5 protein-coding genes are annotated in these 20918 nt (G+C 46.8%); all 5 read right to left on the bottom strand.

Annotated features, from left to right (window positions below; genetic code table 11):
- Window positions 1–12: 12 nt before the first annotated feature.
- Window positions 13–15573 carry a non-ribosomal peptide synthetase gene (locus POF51_RS00275; protein WP_271753133.1) on the bottom strand — a complete coding sequence of 5187 codons (15561 nt, stop codon included), beginning with the start codon at window positions 15571–15573 and terminating at the stop codon, window positions 13–15.
- 773 nt (window positions 15574–16346) lie between these two features.
- Window positions 16347–17027 (bottom strand): metallophosphoesterase family protein, encoded by a 681-nt coding sequence (locus POF51_RS00270; protein WP_069844756.1) that lies wholly within the window; start codon window positions 17025–17027, stop codon window positions 16347–16349.
- A gap of 175 nt (window positions 17028–17202) precedes the next feature.
- A complete protein-coding gene (locus POF51_RS00265; protein ID WP_271753131.1) occupies window positions 17203–17850 on the bottom strand; it encodes a nitroreductase family protein in 648 nt (215 codons plus the stop codon).
- A gap of 186 nt (window positions 17851–18036) precedes the next feature.
- Window positions 18037–18357 carry a hypothetical protein gene (locus POF51_RS00260; RefSeq protein WP_069844754.1) on the bottom strand — a complete coding sequence of 107 codons (321 nt, stop codon included), beginning with the start codon at window positions 18355–18357 and terminating at the stop codon, window positions 18037–18039.
- Window positions 18358–18373: 16 nt separating this feature from the next.
- Window positions 18374–20917: a DNA topoisomerase IV subunit A gene (gene parC, locus POF51_RS00255; protein ID WP_069844753.1), complete on the bottom strand. Its 2544-nt coding sequence runs from the start codon at window positions 20915–20917 to the stop codon at window positions 18374–18376.
- Between the last annotated feature and the right edge of the window lies 1 nt (window position 20918).

Genomic DNA, 20918 nt, shown 5'->3' with positions numbered 1-20918 from the left:
CATCACCATCTATCATTGAATTTTTTCACCCAGCAGTTGGGAAAGATGATCTAATTCCTCAATGGACAGCTCATCGTATGTGAAATCTGTTGGGCTTTGCTCGACTGACTCTTTCGATAAGCAGTGCGTAATGATTTCTACGATCTTTTCTCGGTAGGCATCCACGAGGCGCTGAATGGTTCCTTCTTCAAACTCTTCACGATGATACGTAAAAGTAAGTGTCAGCTTGCGATTCACCACCATTCCATTCACATCAAGCGCAAAGGATCGAATGGCGGACGGACTGATTTCTCGGCCCGGTGAAAGAGAGGAAGTCGTTATGCTGCCAGATTCCAAGTCTGTATCGAACTGTCCCAAATAGTTAAAACTGATCTCGGGCTTTACCTGGAACGTTAACGGAACTTCGGTTTGTCTCGCAGACAGATACTGTAAAATACTGTATCCAATACCTTTGTTCGGCACACGTCGCAGGCTGTCTTTCACCATTTTGATCTGGTAGCCAACGGATTCCGATCGGCTCATATCAAGTACGAATGGATACTGGGCTGTAAACCATCCGACCGTGCGTGAAATATCCATGCCCTTCACGATCTCTTCTCTGCCATGTCCCTCCAGATTGACGAGCACATGATCTATCGACGCCCACTCATTTACCGCCAAACCTAACGCCGTAAGCAACAAATCATTTACTTCCGTGTTATAAGCCTGGTGGCTCTGCTTCAGTAGCATTTCTGTATAGGCTTCATCAAGCTCGATGGTGACATCTGTTGTATCTCGCATAAGCGGTGCCCCAATCGTTTCCGCCTTTGCCAGAGGAGAGAATGGCATTCCCTCGACCTGCTTCCAATATGCGATTTCCTGTTGAATCTCGCTTCCTTGCGCATATTTTTGCAATTCTTCTGACCATGTTTGATAGGAATCGGTTTTCATAGGCAAAGTAGGCTCTTCTTGCTGCTGCAAGGAGTCATACACCGTATGGAAATCTTCTAGAAGAATCCGCCATGAGACACCATCGACTACGAGATGATGAATCACGATTAACAAGTGATCTCCTGCTTCTGTTCGGAAAAGGCCGAGATTTACCAACGCAGTATCCGACAAATGGATTCCTTCCTGTATGAGCTGCGCAGCCTGCTCCATATCCTCTACGGATTGAGCCGGGAACTCTCTGATCAGAATGGGGACCTGGCACTCGTATAGTTCCCGATGTTCCTGCACAATGTCTGACTCGTTCAATTGGAATTTCATTCGCAAAGCATCATGATGCTCAATCAGCTTCATAAATGCTTGTTGAACCAGCTCTGGATCAAAGCCAGCTTCACTGAACAACATGACAGATTGATTGTAATGATGCGGGTTCTGATGGTTTTGTTCAAAGAAGTTCATCTGGATCGGTGTCAACGCTACTGCTCCCATTACAGGCCCTTGATCAATTTGTCTGGTCAGCGTCTGGAGATATCTTGCTGCACTGCGAATACGTGGGTTTTGGAACAAGTCTTTCAATCGGAGCTCATACCCATGATTCCTCAATCTCGCTATCATCTGAAGAGCTTTAATAGAGTCTCCCCCAAGCTCAAAGAAGTTGTGGGTCACACTTACTTGCGCAAGCCCCAGCACATCCTTCCAGATGGAGACCATGATCTGCTCCTGTTCATCGGACGGCTCGACGATGTGTTCCTCCACCAAGAGGGAGCGATCAGGAAGAGGGAGTTTTTTCCGATCCACTTTTCCAACAGCGGTAATCGGCATAGCGTCTAGTCGAACGAAGAAAGACGGGATCATGTAATCGGGCAAATCTTTCGCGAGCAGGTCTCTCCACTCGTCAGCGGCAAGCTCATGCTCTGTCACAATATACGCGCATAAGTACTTGCTCCCATTTTCTTCTTCTCTAGCGATAACGATTGCTTCTTTTACCTGTTCCAGCGAAAGCAGCTTGCTTTCAATTTCCCCTGGCTCGATTCGATATCCCCTGATTTTAATCTGGAAATCCCTTCTGCCCAGGAAATGGATGTTTCCATCCGGTAAATAGACAGCCAAATCCCCTGTCTTATACATTTTTTCATAGCCGGGTTCCGCGTATGGATTATCAACAAAGCTCTGACTCGTTAGCTCCTCATTATGCAGATAACCTAGTCCAAGCGGCATGCCTGAAATGTAAATTTCTCCAGGGACACCTATCGGCACTCGTTTTCCGTACGCATCGAGTAGAAGGATTTTCGTGTTGAATATCGGTTTTCCAATCGGGATGCGATCTTCCTCTCCCGTAATTTGATAGGCAATGCATCCGATACTTGCTTCTGTCGGGCCATACAAATTCGTCGGTGATACATACTGGAATATTTTCAGGAATTTGGAAACTGCGGACGGAACGATTTCCTCGCCGCCGATAATGATCTTTTTGAGCGATTGTAATTTGCCCTGCAGTTCGAGATTTTCAGCTAACTGATTTACGATCACATTAAAGACAGATGGGACGAAATCAGTTAAGGTAATTTGTTCGTCTTCTATGATTCCAGCCATGTAATCAGCCGAGACTGTCATCCCCGTAGTAGGCAAGACCGTTTTTCCGCCATTCGTCAGCGGCCAGAAGAATTGCCAAATGGCACTGTCGTATACATGGTTGGTGGTCTGAAGGACAGATTGCGCTGCGTCTTGTCCAAAGTAGTCATCCATCCAGAGAAAGCGGTTGACGATCCCTCTATGCGGTACGACGACTCCTTTTGGTTTGCCTGTTGAGCCAGAAGTAAAAATGACATAGATGGGGTCTTCCGGCGATACGGATAAATTAGGATTTTCGGTTTCTGTTGTCAGGTGCCCCAGATCAATCGCAACCAAATTCGCTCCCAAATCCGTCTCCGTAAAGGAATGGTCAGATTCTACGAATACGAACTCGCTACCCAGCTCGGCAATAACAGACTGGAGTCGATCGACAGGCCACTGAATGTCCAATGGTGAAAACGCTGCTCCCGACTTCATTACACCTAATAACGATACGACCAATTCCAGACTTCTTTCCATCAGCACAGGTACATACTTGCCCTTTCCTATACCGCGGTTCAGCAGATCAGAAGCGACTGCATTGGCTTTCTCGTTCAATTGTTGGTACGTGATTGTCGAGCCTTGATAGGAAACGGCAATGCGATTCGGATAAAGGCTGGCTGATTCCTCGATGGCAACATGGATCGGTTGTACCACAGGATAATCTCGCTTCGTATCATTACTGAGCTTCTCCATAAACTGCACTTCTTCCGGAGACATGAGGTCAATCTCGCCCACAAGAATATCCATGTTAGCAGCTACCTGCCGCAGTACGTTGGTAAAATGGCTGATAAAACGCTCCATCGTCTCAGGCTTAAATAAACTGGTGCTATATTCGCACTCCACAAAAAAGCTTTCATTTCTCGTCTCGACATTCATGACGATGTCTAACTTGGATATTTTCGTTTGGAATGGATAAAGTTTGACCTCTACCCTGTTCCAATCAAAGGCCGTATCTGCCACATTGTCATAGGAGAACATGGTGTCAAACAACGGATTTCTGCTTGGGTCACGTCGAACTTGAAGCTTTTCTACCAAGTCTTCCAATGGATAATCCTGATGTTCAAACGCCAGTAGTGACTTCTCACTTAGCTCTTGGACAAACTCGCGGAACGTTTTGGTGCCTGCTGGATAATTTCGCAGTGCAAGCGTATTTACAAACATTCCCACTACATTTTGAACGTCGGTGTGGTTACGTCCTGCCACTGGAGTCCCTACGACAATGTCCTCTTGCCCGGTATATTTGGACAGCAAAACGTTGTACGCCGCCAATAGAATCGAAAAGACTGTGACATTCGCTTCCTTCGCCAAGTCATGCAAGCTACGGGATACATCTGCCTCTATCTCGCTTTCGACCGTACCCCCTTCAAAGCTTTGAAACTGCGGTCGCTGATAGTCCGTAGGTAGATTCATGACAGGTAGCTCCCCGCTGAATTCATCTACCCAGAACTTCTCCTGCTTATGGGACTGCCCCGTCGCCTTGAGCTGTTTCAACCAAGCCGAATAATCCTTGTACTGAACGGTGAATGGTTCTGGATTTCGTCCGTTATACAGTTGATTCAACTCATCAATCACAATGCTCACCGATGTTCCATCTGCTATGATGTGGTGCATGTCGATCAGGAGCAAATGCTTGTCCTCAACCAGTTTGACCAGCTTGACTCGCAATAATGGTGCCTGGCTCAGTTCGAATGGTTGAATGAACGTCCGTATGAGATTTTCTATACTCTCAGGACTGTCCTCTGCGTGAGCCTGATCGATGGCAAAACGGACAGAGTCATGGACAAATTGTTTCGGCTCACCATTTACGTAGTCGAAGGACGTACGGAACGCCTCATGCCTTTGAATGAGGGACTGGAATGCGTTTTCCAATGCCGCAGAATCCAGCTGCCCGGAAAGAATCAGAGCGCCTGCCATGTTATAGGCAACACTCGTTTCATCGAGTGATTGAACCGTGAAAATCCTTTTTTGCGAAGGAGAGAGCTCATAATTCTCTTGTTTTCCAACCAACTGAATCAAAGGCTTTTCGGTCAGTGTCGATTCAGAAATGACGTGGGCAAAACTTCTGACAGTAGGATTTTGGAAAACGGCTCGCAGCGGAATTTCTACCTGCCACTCCTTGTTCACTTTGGCAAGAAGAATGGCGGCATGCAGCGAATGTCCACCGATTTCAAAGAATCGATCCAGAGCGCCGACTCGCTCGATCCCCAAGACCTCTTGCCATATTCCTGCAAGTTTTCTTTCATTTTCTGTCGCTGGCTCTACGTATTCCTCGGATATTAGCTTAGAAAGATCGGGTTCAGGCAAAGCATTACGATCGATTTTGCCGTTTGGCGTCACAGGCAACTCTTCCAATTGGACGATAAAGGTTGGCACCATGAACTCAGGCAGGGAATCGGCTAAAAAGCCCTTGATTTCGGATGTACTTACTTCCTCATCCGTCGTGTAATAAGCGCACAATACAACGGATTCATCTCCCCTTGTCTTCGGGAGCACCATGGCATTGCGAACCTTTTCATGCCGTAACAGTTGATTTTCGACTTCGCCCAGCTCCACACGGAATCCACGAATCTTCAATTGGTAGTCCGAACGACCAACAAACTCCATATTTCCATCTGCCAGCCAGCGCACAATATCGCCGGTCTTATACATGGTCTCGCCAGGACGGAAAGGGTTTTGGATGAAGCGCTCGCGGGTTAATTCCTCTCGGTTCAGATAACCACGCGCAACACCTGCTCCTCCGATATATAGTTCTCCGTACACGCCCACCGGCTGTGACCGCCATTGGGAATCCAACACATAAAATTCTGTGTTTTGCAGCGGTTTTCCGATCGGAACATTTCCGGTTGTCATTTCGGTATCGCCAGCCATTTCGAAGTAGCTGGAATCAATAGCAGCCTCTGTGACTCCATAGCTATTGATGATTTTGATCTGCCCGAAACGCTCGACCAAGCGGACAAACGCTTCACTTTGGCATGTATCTGAACCAAGAATCAGCAGTTTCAGATGAGTGAGCGACAATCCATTTTGATAAATGTACTCCATAAAAGGAAGAACAAGAGCAGGTGTTGATTCAAACAAGGAAATTTCATACCGGGTCAACCACTGATATAGTGCCGGAAGATCAATCCTTACATCACTTGGACAAATCACCAAATGTCCACCATGCAGCAGGGCTCTGCACAAATCCCCTGCAAACACGTCAAAAGAGAAACTCGCCATCTGCAAGAGATTCACATTCATCTGTTCTAGTTCGTACTCATAGCGCCATGTATTGGCTACACTCACCAGATTGCGATGCTCGATCATGACCCCTTTGGGTTTGCCAGTAGTGCCGGACGTATAAATGATATAAGCGAGATCGCTCGGTCCGGAGATGGCGTCGAGATTGGACGAATCCTCCCTGTAACTGGCCTCTGCGTCCAGATCGATAATAGCGCCGCTGAAGTCTAGTCCGCTCTGTCCATTTTGATTGACCAGCATGACCTTTGCCTGACTGTCTTCCAGCATGAACGAAATGCGGTCCTTTGGATACTGAGGATCAATCGGAACATAGGCTCCACCCGCCTTCATGACAGCCAGAACAGCGACGACCATGTTAATCGAGCGTTCTGCCAAAATCGCAACGGAGCTGTTTGGCTTTACACCCTGATCACGCAGAGTCCGTGCCAAGCGGTTTGCTTTCGCATTGAGTTCCTGATAGCTGATCTGCTCTTCCCCGTAAGAGACAGCGACTTGCTCTGCATGGCGTATTGCTTCTGCCTCAAACCATTCATAAAACGTTGGATAGAGAGGAGCGGGTATTTGCTTTCTCGCTTGATTAAAGTCGGCAACAACCTGCTTGACGTCCTCGCTGGACAAGTACTCCAAATCAGCTAGGCAACTCTCATTAGACTGCAGAATGGAGTGAAGAATCTTGGCAAAGTGATTGGCCATTCGCTCAACCGTATCGCGTTTAAACAGATGAGTGCTGTAATCAAATTGGCAAGTGAGCGTCGTCCCATCGTCATGGACATCAAGACTGAGATCAAAGAGGGACACACCTTTTGGATATTCATACGTCGTGACGTTGAAATCATCTGAGGCCACGTCGTCAAAGGATTCATAATGGTAATCAAACATGGTATCAAATAGAGGATTGCGGCTCAAATCTTTGTTTAATTGAAGAGCATCAACCAGTTTTTCAAACGGGTACTCCTGATTTTCAAAGGCACGTATGGCTTGATTTTTCACTTCTTTCAGGAAATCCATAAAGGTCTTGCTTCCTGTCGGATAGTTTCGGATGGCCAACGTATTTACAAACATGCCCATCATTCGTTCCAAATCAGGGTGTTGTCTTCCCGCCACAGCAGAACCGACAATCAGCTCCTCCTGCCCTGTGTATCGATAAAGCAGTACATTGTAAGCAGCAAGCAATACCATGTACAAGGTCGTGTCAGTTTCCCTAGCCAATTGGAGTAACTGCTTCCTGACTTCCTCACCGATCCCCATCGTCAAGCGGTCACCTTCAAAGGATTGAACCGGCGGTCTTTGGTAATCAATCGGTAGCTTCAATACCGGAAGTTCTCCTAGGCTAAATTGCTCAAGCCAGTACTCCTTTTGAGCCAAGAGCTGTTCTGACTGCTCCCTCTCTTGCTCCCATGCCACGAAATCTTTATACGTCACACCGAGCTCAGGCAGTGATTCTCCTCTATACGTATGGAGCAGCTCACGGATAAACAGAGAGACCGAATAGCCGTCCGAAATAATGTGATGCATGTCCACAGCCACAATGAAGCGTTTGGCTGACACTTGGAAGATTTTCGTCCGAATAAGCGGTGCTTTGCTGAGATCAAATGGCTGGATAAAGGTGCGAATCGCCTCATTTACATCCTCTTCGGCCAATTGCTCGACCTCAATATCCAATGGCAGATCGTCATGTAAAACTTGAACGACTTCATTATCTCTAATCACAAAGTTGGTTCGGAAAGACTCGTGCCTTTGTACAACCTGCTGCAAAGAGTGAATCAGACGATCGAGTTCCAGTTCCCCATCCAATTGTAAGTAGCCGGATAGGTTATAGGCGGTTCCTCCATCCAGACCTTGGAGGATGTACATTCTTTTCTGTGCAGAAGAAGACTTATAGTATGGCTGCAACTCGCATGAGCGAATGGGTGTAAAAGCTTGATGCTTGGACGAGTCTACATATTTGGCTAATTCACGTATCGTCTGCGATTGAAAAATTTGATGCAAAGGAATTTGCACGTGGCATTCCTTGTAGATTCTGCTGAGCATGACAGTCGCTTGTAAGGAGTTCCCGCCTTGTTCAAAAAAATTATCATCCAGATACATCGGGGAGCTTCCCAAGATTTCTTGCCAAATGACTCTGATGGTCTCTTCGGTCGCCGTACCAGCCTGCTCTACTTCTCTGTCTCTCGTACTTCTTTGCCCTGCAAGACGATCGGATAAATGGATGATTTGGATTTCTCCATTTCCTAGGGGAACAGCCGTTTTCATTGTTCGCTGCCAATGAGACGGGTCAGCATGCTCAAATCCCCCATCAGCCAGATACACCTGTCCGACCGCACCCACAGGGGCCAATTGCTGATATTGATCCAGGACATAGAGGGAAGCTCGTCCTACTCGATCATCTGGCACATCCTGCAAAAGTTCTGTCCATTCCGCTGCATATTTGCCCAGGTTGCCACTGGATTCGCGTATCATTCTTTCCATCTCATTGGGCTGTAAAAGTGACAGTGCACGAATTTTTTCCTGATCGTCTTCTGCAATACGATGCAAAAGATTGGCAAAGTAGACGCCCCACTTGCGAAGAATCTCCGTGGTTACTACCCCGCTCCGTGCATCCACATCCACCACAAGCTCTCCGCCCACTTCTGTCACGTTGACAAAAAGATCGTACTTGCTGTAAATGATCCGATTGGGCAACAGCGTAGCCTTCATTTGAGCGAAAGTCAGGTTGTGAAGCGGTCGATCCATATTGAACAACACAGAAAGCTCTGGCAAGTTCTGATGCGGCAAATTCTCAGCTAATGCTGCAAAGGAGTAAGCTTGATGCTTTTCCATCTCCGCAACCGCCTGTTTCACCTGGGACAAATAATCCGCTGCCGTATCATTGCCGTCAATCTCCGTGCAAACCGGCAACAGATTGACGCAGTTTCCGATCAAGGACATTTTGCCGATATGGGATTGACCCGCAGTAGGAATCGCAACAACCATTTTTCTATTCCCAAGAATGCGATGAAGGAAGAGGTTAAAAGAAGCCAGTAAGGTAATAAACAGACTGTTCTTGTTTTGAATGCTTCTTTTTCTTGCCTTCCTTGTGATGTTACTGTCGATCTTGAAGGTAATTCGCTCGCCTGTAAAAGTTGGTTTTCCCACTTCACGTTGCTCTAAAGGAAAAACGAGCTTGGGGATTGGATCTGCAAATTTTTCGTTCCAGTACGTGAGCGCGTCCTGAAACGCTGGATTCTGCATCTGATCTTCTTGCCAATTTCGGTACGTAGAAAACGGTGTAGACGGCTCGAGCGATATTGGTCGTTTCTGTGTAAGGGCCGAGTAAATATCATCCAGCTCTTTTATAAAAACAGCCATGGACCACCCATCCGCAATCATGTGATGGAAGGTGTAGGAAGTCAGGAATTTGGCGGTAGCCAGCTTGATGACACTTACCCGATACAGGGGGGCCTCAGAAGACAGGTCAAATGGCGTGCCTGTTTGTTCATCCAATAGCTGATTCCTTTTTTCTTCCTGTTCCTCGGATGAAAGATTGCTCAAATCCACGAATCGAACACGTATGTCCCTCTTGGGAAGTACCACCTGATACTCCCCGTTTGAATCAATGATGGTCCGCAATGCTTCATGACGATCCACCATGGTTTGGACTGCCCGCTCAAACACAGGGATATCAAGCTCACCCTCCACCTGAAGGGAGATAGTCTCGTTAAAAGCGGCGGATGCTTCCACGCGATATTTGACTGCAAACCACATTTGTTTCTGTTCAGGGCTAAGAGGAAGCTTCAGTTGTTCCCCCACACTTTCCACAGGCGTTGCCTCTGGCTTTTGTCCATCCGTTCTCGTAAAGTTTGTCATTTCGACGACTTGGTTTTGTTTCCGTCCACCATTCGGAGAAGTTGGGGGTGGCTCTGGCAAAAAACCTCCTCGCCTCAGATCATCAATACTTTCCTTCACCGCATGGATCAGTCTCTCAATATCCTCATCAGAATGGGCTGTGGAAAGGAAGCAATTTCTGCCCTCCCATATATAAATGCCCTTGCTAATCAGATGATAGAAGAACAATTCTATATCGGTAAACGATACGAAGCGGAACAAGGAACCGCAATTAATCATCTGGATTGGAATCTGTTCGTTCTTAAAATACGCGTTAAGTGTTTCTACCAAGTAGAGGGTCTTTTGAGTCAACGCTTCCTGAAGCTTCGGCCCCTGTTCCTTCAAATATTCCAGAGTAGCGATCGCAGCGTGCATCGTCAGTGGATGCGTACAAAACGTTCCGCCCACAAACGTCTTTTTCTCGGCATTTACCGGGTAAGAATGATCCCCAAAATTCCAGATTCCCCCGTCCACTGCATCCATGAACGCAGCTTTACCGGCTACAACACCGATCGGCATGCCACCACCCGGAACTTTTCCATACGTAACGAGGTCTGCTTCTATTCCGTACCACGCCTGTGCGCCACCAAGATGTATGCGGAATCCTGTAATGATTTCGTCAAAAATAAGGGCAGTGCCTGATTGGCTTGTAATCTCTCTGACTTCCTTCAAGAATTCCACTGGCTGCAGATCTGGACGGCGGCTTTGAACAGGCTCGACTAATACTGCGGCCAGTTCATGTGCATGTTTTTTGATCAGCTCGATTGATTTTGGATGGTTGTAGTTTAAGACTAGGACGTCATCCACCGTATGCTGGGTAATACCTGGTGCCATTGGTATGGCCTTCCCGTCCTGGGACTCAGGATCAGCAACAGTCAGAACGCCGTCAAATGTACCGTGATAGGAGCCGGAAAATAATGCGATTTTCGAACGGCCTGTAACAGCTCTAGCCAAGCGCAGTGCCACCATTACTGCCTCTGTCCCCGAATTGTAAAAAGCGACACGCTCTACTCCGGATAGCTCGCTGATTAATTCTGCTACCCTTCCAGCTACATCCGACATTGGACCCAGCGGAGGCAGATCAGATTGAATCTGTTCCTCCAGCTTTTTCATGATAAATGCGGGATTATGACCGAGCAGGTTTACACCGAAACCCATCGTCAAATCGACATATTCATTCCCATCCAGATCCCACATTTTTGAACCAGCTGATGCTTGTGTAATGATCGGATAGACCATTTCCTTCCAATAAGAACGGAATCCAGACACATTGCGATTGTTGGCATGAACAAATCGGTGCTCTTGCGTATACTTCTTGGAGTGCTTTGTCTTTTCCGTATAGCTTTGAATGAATGTGTTCAAATACGCCCTTTGTGTCGGTGTAAAATTGCCTCGTTCACCGATCATCAGTGGCTGATACGGTATAAATGGCTTCTGGCGTTCCTCTTCATTCACCTTGACGGGTGGTTTACCTTCGGGTTTCTTGCTCTCGGGAGCTACAGGCACAGATTCAACTTGTTGCTTTGGTACAAAGCTTTGTTCTTGATTCAACAGCTCCAATTGCTTTTGTAACAGCGTAGCCATTTGGTTTTGGTGTTCAGACAACAGCGAAATCTGCTTTTCGATAATGGTTTCAACCGCCCCTGTGCTTCTCGAGACTGGCATTTTCATGGTTTGTTCAATCGGCTCTGATTGTTGAATATTGTGAACGTCATTCTGTTCCACAACCATGCTTGCTCTCGGTTGCTCGATTGCCATCCATTCCATTTGTTTGGCAGAAGCCACAGCGGGGCTACTGGATAGCTCCTGGGCGATGTGGGCCGCTAGCTTGTCCACACTGGTAATGGTTTCAAACAATTCTTGGGCAGGAATGACCACTCCAAACTTTTCTTGAATTTCACGATTGATTTGTACGAGCATAATAGAATCCAAGCCTAGCTCCAGAAAATGAAGGGATGGATCAATTTCATCTACAGCAAAACCAGAAGCATGATGAACCAACTCTTTCAGTACTTTTGCGATTGGCGCAGTTCCTATCTCTGACACAGTAGCACCTCTATTTCCGCTAATCGTATTCGTCTGTTCTGGAATGATGCTGATCACATCATCTGTAATCCAAGAGCGATGCTGATCGAAAGGATAGACCGGCAGTGGCATTTTTCTTCTCTTTTTGCCATCTCTGTAGAACTCATCCCAGTCAACCGTAGCCCCCTGTACATACAAATCACATAATGTCGTGGCATACGAATACTTCATCTCTGTACTCGCCTTGTGGTACTTTTCTTGCACATCCCGAGCGGATTGACTCAACAGATGAACGGTTTCTTCTGGAACGCGCTTTTTACTAGGTGAATAGACGAAAACATCTCGATCATTTTCAAGCCGGACCGCCAATCGGTCGAGTTTTTGTTCGAAATCGCTGCGACTATGCAAAATGAGTGCAATCCGATAGGGAAGCGTTTCTCTCCCGGTATTTGCCGTATAGCACAAATCAGACAGAGAAAGCGGTCCGCTGGAAGAAAGAAACTCCCGGTACTTTTGAATCAGACGTTGAAGGGCTGACTCGGATTTGGTCGACAAGGTAAATACTTGCACCTCGTCTGAGACTGTCATCTCCGTTTCATTAACTGGCACATACTCTTCCAAAATAACGTGGCTATTGGTCCCGCTAAATCCAAACGAGCTAACCCCGCATCTCCTTGGATGTCCATCTGTCTCCCATTTTTCCAGTCTGTTTTGTACATAGACTGGCGACTTTTCAAATGCGAAATTCCGATTCGGTTTCTGGAAATGGACGAGGGCCGGCAGTTCTTTGTGTTTTAACTGTAAAGCAGCCTTAATCAATCCAGCGATTCCCGCTGCTTCATATAAATGTCCAATATTTGCTTTGACAGTGCCGATTCCACAAAACTGTTTTTTCTGTGTATATTGTCGGAATGCTCTCTGAATTCCATCAAGCTCAACGGGGTCCCCTAGTTTTGTACCCGTTCCATGCGCCTCTATATAGCTAATCGTTTCAGGGTCGATTTGCGCATCCTCCCAAGCGTCTACGATTAATTCTGCCTGGGCCTGTGAGTTCGGTGCGGTAATCCCGACTGTAACGCCATCTTGATTCACAGCACTTCCCTTAATCACAGCATAGATGTGATCCCCGTCCTCGATGGCTTTTTCCAAAGGTTTTAACAGAACAGTAGCTACGCCTTCCCCCCAACCCGTTCCATCAGATTGATCGTCAAACGCCCTTGAACGGTTGTCAGAGGATTCCATTCCAATTCCAGCCTTCAGCGCCAGCAGGATGGTTTTGACTCCACCTGCCAATGCCATCTCACAATCTCCGTTTTGGATAGCCTTGCACGCCATATGAACCGCAACCAAGGAAGAAGAGCAGGCTGTATCCACGGTGACAGCAGGGCCACGCAAATCAAGCAAGTGCGAGATGCGGCTTGCAATAATGGAAGGAAGGTTGCCTACTGCATAAGAGGGCAAATCCTTGGGACTTACCACTGACAAAAGGCGTTCGTAATCGTATCCCAACTTGGAGAATCCGACATACACCCCTACTTTTTCCCCTGAAAGCTTGTGTCCGCCATAGCCTGCATCCTCTAGCGTATTCCAAGCATTTTCAAGGAACAGTCTTTGGTTGGGGTCCATTAGCTTCGCTTCTTTTGGGGTGATCGAGAAGAACGAATAGTCAAACTTATCAATCTCCTCTAAATAACCACCCTCCACAAGGCTAGGATTGCCCTGCTCGCTTCTGACTAGCGATACATATTGTTCTGTGTCCTTTCGTCTCTGACCATGAAGCTCATGAATACAATCCTTTCCTCCCCGGATGTTTTGCCAAAATTGATCCACATCCTGAGCCTGCGGGAACTTACAAGAAATACCGATAATCGCGATATCCTTTTGTTTCTGTTGGCTCGTATCTGTCTCTTTTATGCGATCAGTCGCTTGATCGTCATGGAAGAGACTGCGAGAAAGCTTGGAGATCGTCGGATAGGCAAACAAATCGGTAACCGCCAATGTGATCCCCATCTCTTCTTCTATCCGCCCTGCTAACTGGGTCAACTGCATAGAGGACACGCCTACGTCAAAATAACTGTCGTTTGGTCCCAATTTGTCTGATTGAAGCACCTCGCGGCAAATCGTAAGCAATTGTTTTTCTAATTCTTCACGTAACTGAGGTGATTGATCGGTTCTCTCCTCTTTTACCTCTTCGGTGATTAGGCGTTGCATCTCCTCGGTAACATCGCGGAATGCTTCAGACTGATACTCCCTAGCCACTCTATATCGTTCGACTTTTCCACTCGTGGTTTTGGGGATGCGCTGAATCGGCAAGACCTCGCTTATTCTCCACCCTGTTCGCTCGTTCAAATGCATTTTCACTTTCTTAGAAAGCGCAATGAAGTCTTCTACACTTTTCCGATGAAGGATAAACACGAGAATGTCTTCTTCTTTGCTCTCCTCGTTAAATACCCCGCAAGCAACGACCTTCCCAAGCTCGACTCCTTCAACTTCCTCAGCAATCCGCTCAATATCATGCGGATAAACGTTTTGACCATTCACGAAGATGATGTCTTTTTCACGCCCCGTAATGACAAGACGTTCGTTTCGCATAAAACCCAGATCCCCTGTTCTGAGCCATCCATCAGCCGTCATTACATTTGCGGTGGCAACAGGGTTGTTGTAGTATCCAGCGGTTACATTCTTCCCTCTAATATGGATATGGCCAACCGAATCGCTTGGCAGCTCCCGATCCTCGTCATCACATATTCTTACCTCGCAAAAATCAATGGGGTAACCGACTTCTACTAGGGTGAGCGCTTCTGGATTTGTTTGATCCGTCATCTTGATTGGCTTTCCTATCTGGATAAACCTACGATCCAGAGAAATCGTTGTAAAATGCAAGTTTTGATCAGGTATCGATACTCCCACAGAGGCTTCAGCCAATCCATAGCATGGGAGCATGCTTGTTTTCTTCAATCCATAAGGGCTCATCTGATCCAAAAAGTGATAAATTAATTCTGAAGCGATGGGTTCTGCACCATTTAGAATCGCGCGGAGCGTTGACAAATCCCACTCTTCTGCCACTTCTGGTTTAAACCTAGACAACACATATTTATACCCAAAGTTCGGAGAAGAAGTAATTGTCGCCTTGTGCTCGCTTGCTTTCTTCAGCCATAGCGTAGGTCGCCTGATAAACAGTGAGGTATGAATAAAATAATGCTGAACTCCTGCGTACAACGGGGATAAATGGAACGCGATCATCCCCATGTCATGAGTTAAGGGCATCCAGCTTAGAAATGAGTCAGACTCAGTCGTTTCAAGTCTGTTATTAATCGCAAGCACATTATGGACAAGGTTTTCATGCGTCAGGGTAACCCCTTTTGGATCCCCTGTAGACCCCGATGAAAATTGAATAAAGGCCACATGATCAGCAGAAGGGTAATAGATGGTGCCCTTCTCTTCTGTTTTCACGGTCTCATCAAGCAGGAAGGACTTCGACTTCAACGATTCCATTTCCGTCAGGTAGTTGTGTTTACTAAAGAAATCCTCCAGTCGTTTCCAGACACTGTCGGTTGTAATGAGATACGGATTGATTAATGTCCGCCAAACCTTCAACAGCTTAAGACGATGCTCTTCGTTATCCCCTACAGAGATAGGAACAGCAATCATTCCACCGAGTAAGCATCCCCAAAAAAGGCAGACAAAAGTTCGGAGATTGCTATCCTCAATTTGAAAAACGACCTCATCACCAGGCTTGATTCCATTTTTTTGGAGGACAAATAAATATCCGAGGGCTTCTTCATACAATTCTTTATAGGAAACAAACACCTCATTCTGGTCTCCCAAAATGAAGGTAACGCCTTTATGGTCCTCGTTCTTCCACAATTCCAGCGCTTCTACTAATGTCTGAACAATATGCAAAGCGTTGTTCCTCCCTTGTCCCGTGTTTGATAGTTTCTCACACTTGCCTGGTGAGCATAACCACTCCAAATGCTCCCTCTTGCTCCCCACGTGCATACAAGAGAAGTGAATTTCCCCAAGCTGTGACTCGCTGTACGAATCGCCTGTCTCCCGCTTTCTATTCCGGGCTTCACTTAGGCTCGTACCCGATATAAGCAAACAGTTATTTCATTCTGAATATTAGGAACTTTTGCCCGGAACCATATCGCCACTTACCCGGAAAAAAAGGGCAGCCCATTTTTTTCTTTCAGTACTTTGGAATGCAACGAAAGGATATACACACTTTACTTTTATCCCATTTATTGATTTTTATTGAAGAGTCAACCAGTAAGAAACCATCGTCATAATGAGATGGGTGATTCTTACCTTTTTCCAGGAATAGATGTATCGATCAATCATTTTTTTAAATGGCTGGTTCTTTTGTCTTTTCTAGGAGTGGAATAAGGGCGATGATTAGAGTAACGGTCACATTGCAGCGAGTATAGCAGGGGAAATTGGTCATTGATTTGCAAATATTCACGTGGGCTAATATGATGGTGAACAATAAGAATATGAGTGATTTGGGAATATTTTACTATCCCATATATTGGAATACAAGCCTTAAATTATTAATTTTTGCAATTTATTTGAATAAAAATTCATTACAATCTTACTCTGAACTTATCTTGACGCATATCAAAAAGGCTTTCACCCGCTCTTTGGAAAGAGAGGTGGAAGCCTTCGTTCTTGTTTTATTACTCTACCGAGTAAACCTTTCGGCTAGGCAGTTCCAAGCAATGCAGACGGCCGCCGTATACGGCCCCGCCGTCAATGCCGATGATTTTATTTTCTCCGTAAAACACATCATGTTTACCGTGCAAGTAACTGGTTGGCGTGTGACCAAAAATAACAGTCTTCTCACCCTGGTAACCTTTATGGAACTCATCACGTATCCACATCAGCAGGTACGGGTCAGTCTCTGCAACTGGAGTCTCGGGATGTACACCCCCGTGAACAAAAATATAATCATCGGTTTCATAATAGCAGTTCAAGCCAGCCAAAAATTCCAGATGCTCTTTGACTGAAGAGGTGATTTCCAAGGCCTCCGGTGCACCAGACTCCGTATCTGCTGCGGCATGACCATAGCTCGCCAACGTCTTTTGTGCGCCGTTTCGGAACCATCGTTCGATAAAGACAGGGTCTTGCTCGAATGATTTAACCATCATATGATCATGGTTGCCCATCAACACGATTGCTCCTTCTGCATGGAGCTGTTTTACCTTGTCGACGACCCCCTTCGACTCTGGTCCACGGTCTACATAATCACCTAGCAGGATCAATTGATCGTCTTGTGGATCGTACTGAACTTGCTCCATCAACGATTCCAGTTTGTCCAATTCCCCATGAATATCGCTGATTGCCAACAATCTTTTCATCCTACACCCTTCTTTCGCTCGTCTGCGGCTTCTCTTTCGTTACTGTCCCATCACCCTATTGTACGCCCCATTTCACCTGATTGCCAGCATGTCTGTCCCTCGAAAGCTTGTAAACGTGAAAAAAGCCCAGGCCCAAAATCATATATCAGGCCAAGGCTATTCCATTTCTCCATGCTTATTTACTCGGCATTTCATTCCAGAACGTAATTTCTTCTACATCCAGGCGAGTAGTCGGATGACCAGGCTCAGCCGCTTTGCCAACTGCAATCAACATGACCGTTTCATATTGATCCGGGATTTGGAAAGCTTCTTTGAATTTCTCGCTGTTATAGCCTCCCATTGGCACCGTGTCATACCCTCTTACCTTGGCAACGAGCATCAATTGCATCGAGACGAGACCTCCGTCTACCAAAGCAATTTCCTTGATGATGGCTCGATCCCGATTCTCATAGCGCTTGTTGATGTTGTCGATGAGTGTAGCTTTTACTTCCTCTGTCATGTAGCCTGCTTCGACGGCTTTTTTGTAAATGCTCCCGGCTTGCTTGTAGCCCTCATAGTCTGCCAGGACTGCAATAATCGCCGCAGCCTCAACCACTTGCTTTTGGTTAAATGCGATGGGGAGCAGCTTCTCTTTCAATGGCTGTTCATCGATAATCAAAAACCGCCATGGCTGGAGGTTGGAGCTTGAAGGTGCCAAGGTCGCTTCCTTAAGCATTTCCTTTAGCTCATCCCGCGAGATTTTTGCTGTTGAATCGTAATGACGTACGGAACGACGCTCCCGAATGACGTCGATAAAAGCCTTTTGGTCGATGACTTTTTCCATGATTCCATCCTCCAGTGGTAAGTATGCAAATCCAGTAAGTTACTAACTTTATTACACAACAACTCGTGTTCAAACTGTATCACATACTCCAATTCGCTGGCAATCTTTTTGTATGCAAAAAAACGCTTTGGCAAAACGACTCACATCCTGTCATAAATGCAAGCGCGTCACCAAAGCGTTTATTTGTTAAACCGGAGAAAAAGCGGATAGAACGGCTGGCTGTCTCACGGTGTCTCCATTCGGGAGCTCGACAACGAGATAGCCACTCCCTTCGTCCTCAGCTGCTTCCCAACTCAATGAAAAAGCTTTCCGGCTAAATGCATCCTCTTCGTCCAGACAACTAAGCATCGTCGTCAATGTGTCAGACGTAATCGGCACAGGCACACTTGCTCCTTGGTCTTGTGGAAGAGAGAGCAGTTTCGGAGCGTCTTCGAAATATTGCACAGTATCGAGGAGCAGAGAAACCTGCTGCCAGCTTAGCGGTGAAACAAAGGCTTCAAACGCCATCTATTCATCATTCCTTTTATTCACGATGATTTCCATCGAACAGGCTAGCCTGGGCATTAGGCGTTTTCTGTTGTCCTGCTGTGCCAGCTCCGTCTCCGGAGCCTTTTGCAGTCGCTTCATCCTTCGGTTCATCTGACGGCAAAATGGTTTCAAAAGCTACTGCTTTTACCCCACCCTCCACCAGTTGTCGGCCGATGCCACCTTGCTCGTTGACGATCACTTGCTCTGTCTCGACAGGGGTCCATTCGTTCTGCAACGTCCAGGCATAAACCGTTTCCTCGATGAACATCGCAACAAGCTCATGCGGATTATTTTTTCGTTTACGAATCAACTGTACGCCTTTGCCTGCGCGAGCCTGGAGTGGGATTGCAGCAATGGCTGTGCGTTTTACAACCCCTTCAGCCGTCAACAAGCTAAAGGCACGTGAATCGACTTCCTCAATCGGAAGCATCGTGATGACAACGTCGCCAGGAGCAAGTGCGATTGCTTTTACCCCGCTCGATGCTCTACCCGTTGCGCTGACTTCACTGCGCTGGAATCGAATGCCCATGCCATCTTTTGTCGCACCGAGAATCGCCCCAGCTTCGTCAGCCACAAATACATTTACAAACTCGTCATCGTCTGCTTTCAGCTTCGCAGCTACCAACGCACTCGAACGATTCGTTTCGTATTCGGACAACGCCGTCTTTTTCATCAAACCATTTTTGCTTACATGGTATACATATAGCAGTTGTTTGAAGTTTTCTACGATCGTAAAGCCAACGATCCGCTGATTCTTCTCCAACGGGATAATGTTGACGAGGGCGGAACCAATATCCTTCCACTTATCGTCTGGGAAGGCGTTGACCAATGTGGCGAAGTATTTACCGTCCTGGGTAAAGAAGAGAGCAGTGTGAGACGTATTCGCCTCCATGAAATAGCGGACACGGTCTCCTTCTTTTACCCCACATGTCTCCAACGTTCCCCCCACTGATTTGAAGGAGCGCGGGCTCGTCCGCTTGATATATCCTTCGTTTGTGAGAGTTACGATGCAATCCTCAGCATTGATTTGCATCGCGATATCGATTTTGATTTCCTCGATCTCGCCCTGGATTTCTGTCAGGCGCTCTTCTGCGTATTTTTTCTTGATCTCGTTCAGCTCGCCTGTAATGACTTGAATCAGCTTTTTCTCGCTTGCCAAAATCGATTTCAATTCCTCGATTTCTTTTGCCAGTGTAGCCAATTCTTTTTCCAGCTTGACGATATCCAAGCGAGTTAAGGAAGCGAGCTGAATGTTCAAGATCGCATCTGCTTGGTTTTCGGTGAAGCCGTATTTCTCCATGATGTTTTTCTTGGCATCTGCACGGTCTTCCGAATCCATAATCGTATCGACGATCTGACGCAAAATGGACTTGGCACGAATCAAGCCTTCCACGATATGCTCGCGGCTTTGCTTACGATTCAGATCATATTGACAGCGATTCGTGACGACTTCTTTTTGGTGGTCGATGTACGCTCCCAACAGAGCCTTGAGTCCCATCTGGCGGATGGTCCCCTCATGAATCACGTTCATGTTGTAATTGTAATAGATTTGCAGATCCGTATTTTTGTACAGGTAGTTGAGAATCGCCTGCTCATCCGCTTCCTTGCGAATATCCACTACGATACGGACTTTTTTCTGCTCAGCCTCTTTGCGACCAGTTTCATCGCGAACCGCCAGCGCCCCCTCGATTTTGCGCTCCATCACAAGCTCATCGATTTGGCCGACGAGCTTCGACTTGACCACCTCGTAAGGGATTTCGGAAATGACGATTTTTTTGACTTTGCCGCCTTTTGGCTCCTCTACATGGGTCTTCCCGCGAATGATGAATTGACCACGGCCTGTCTCAAACGCCTTGCGAATTCCGGACAGCCCTTGAACAATGCCGCCTGTCGGAAAATCTGGACCTTTGACGTGCTGCATCAGCTCATCCAGCGAGATATTCGGGTTCTTCATTTGTGCAACAGCCGCATCGATGACCTCGCCCAAATTGTGAGTAGGGATGTCCGTTGCAAAACCAACCGCAATCCCGGCCGCACCATTCACGAGAAGATTAGGAAACCGTGAAGGCAATACTGCCGGTTGTTGAGCGGAGTTGTCGTAGTTCGGGATAAATGTAACCGTATCCTTTTCAATATCACGCAGAAGCTCATTGGCCAATGCCGACAGTCTGGATTCGGTATAACGCATAGCGGCTGGTGGGTCTGCGTCCAAGCTACCAAAGTTTCCGTGACCTTGAATAAGCACCTGCCGCATTTTCCACCATTGCGCCATCCGTACCATCGTTTCGTAAATCGCCGAGTCACCGTGCGGATGATAGGTACCCATCACATACCCGACCGTTTTCGCTGACTTCCGGTATGGTTTATCGTTCGTGTTGCCTTCTTGGTACATGGCATACAAAATACGGCGCTGTACCGGTTTTAGTCCATCGCGAGCATCCGGGATCGCGCGTGAGAGAATAACCAGGTTGGCATAGTCCCCGAAGCGCTTTCCCATAATCTCCGCGAAGCTCTGATTAATAATTTGATTGGACAGCATG

The organism is Brevibacillus sp. AG (genome assembly GCF_028369215.1).
GTDB classification, from domain to species: Bacteria; Bacillota; Bacilli; order Brevibacillales; family Brevibacillaceae; genus Brevibacillus; species Brevibacillus porteri.
The sequence above is the reverse complement of the archived record's forward strand: the minus strand, read 5'-3'. Positions and strand labels throughout refer to the sequence as shown.

Excerpts from the sequence above, each read along its gene's own strand:
- POF51_RS00270 (WP_069844756.1), bottom strand. The coding sequence starts at position 17,027 with ATGAAAAGATTGTTGGCAATCAGCGATATTCATGGGGAATTGGACAAA.
- POF51_RS00265 (WP_271753131.1), bottom strand. The coding sequence starts at position 17,850 with ATGGAAAAAGTCATCGACCAAAAGGCTTTTATCGACGTCATTCGGGAG.
- POF51_RS00260 (WP_069844754.1), bottom strand. The coding sequence starts at position 18,357 with ATGGCGTTTGAAGCCTTTGTTTCACCGCTAAGCTGGCAGCAGGTTTCT.
- parC (WP_069844753.1), bottom strand. The coding sequence starts at position 20,917 with ATGCTGTCCAATCAAATTATTAATCAGAGCTTCGCGGAGATTATGGGA.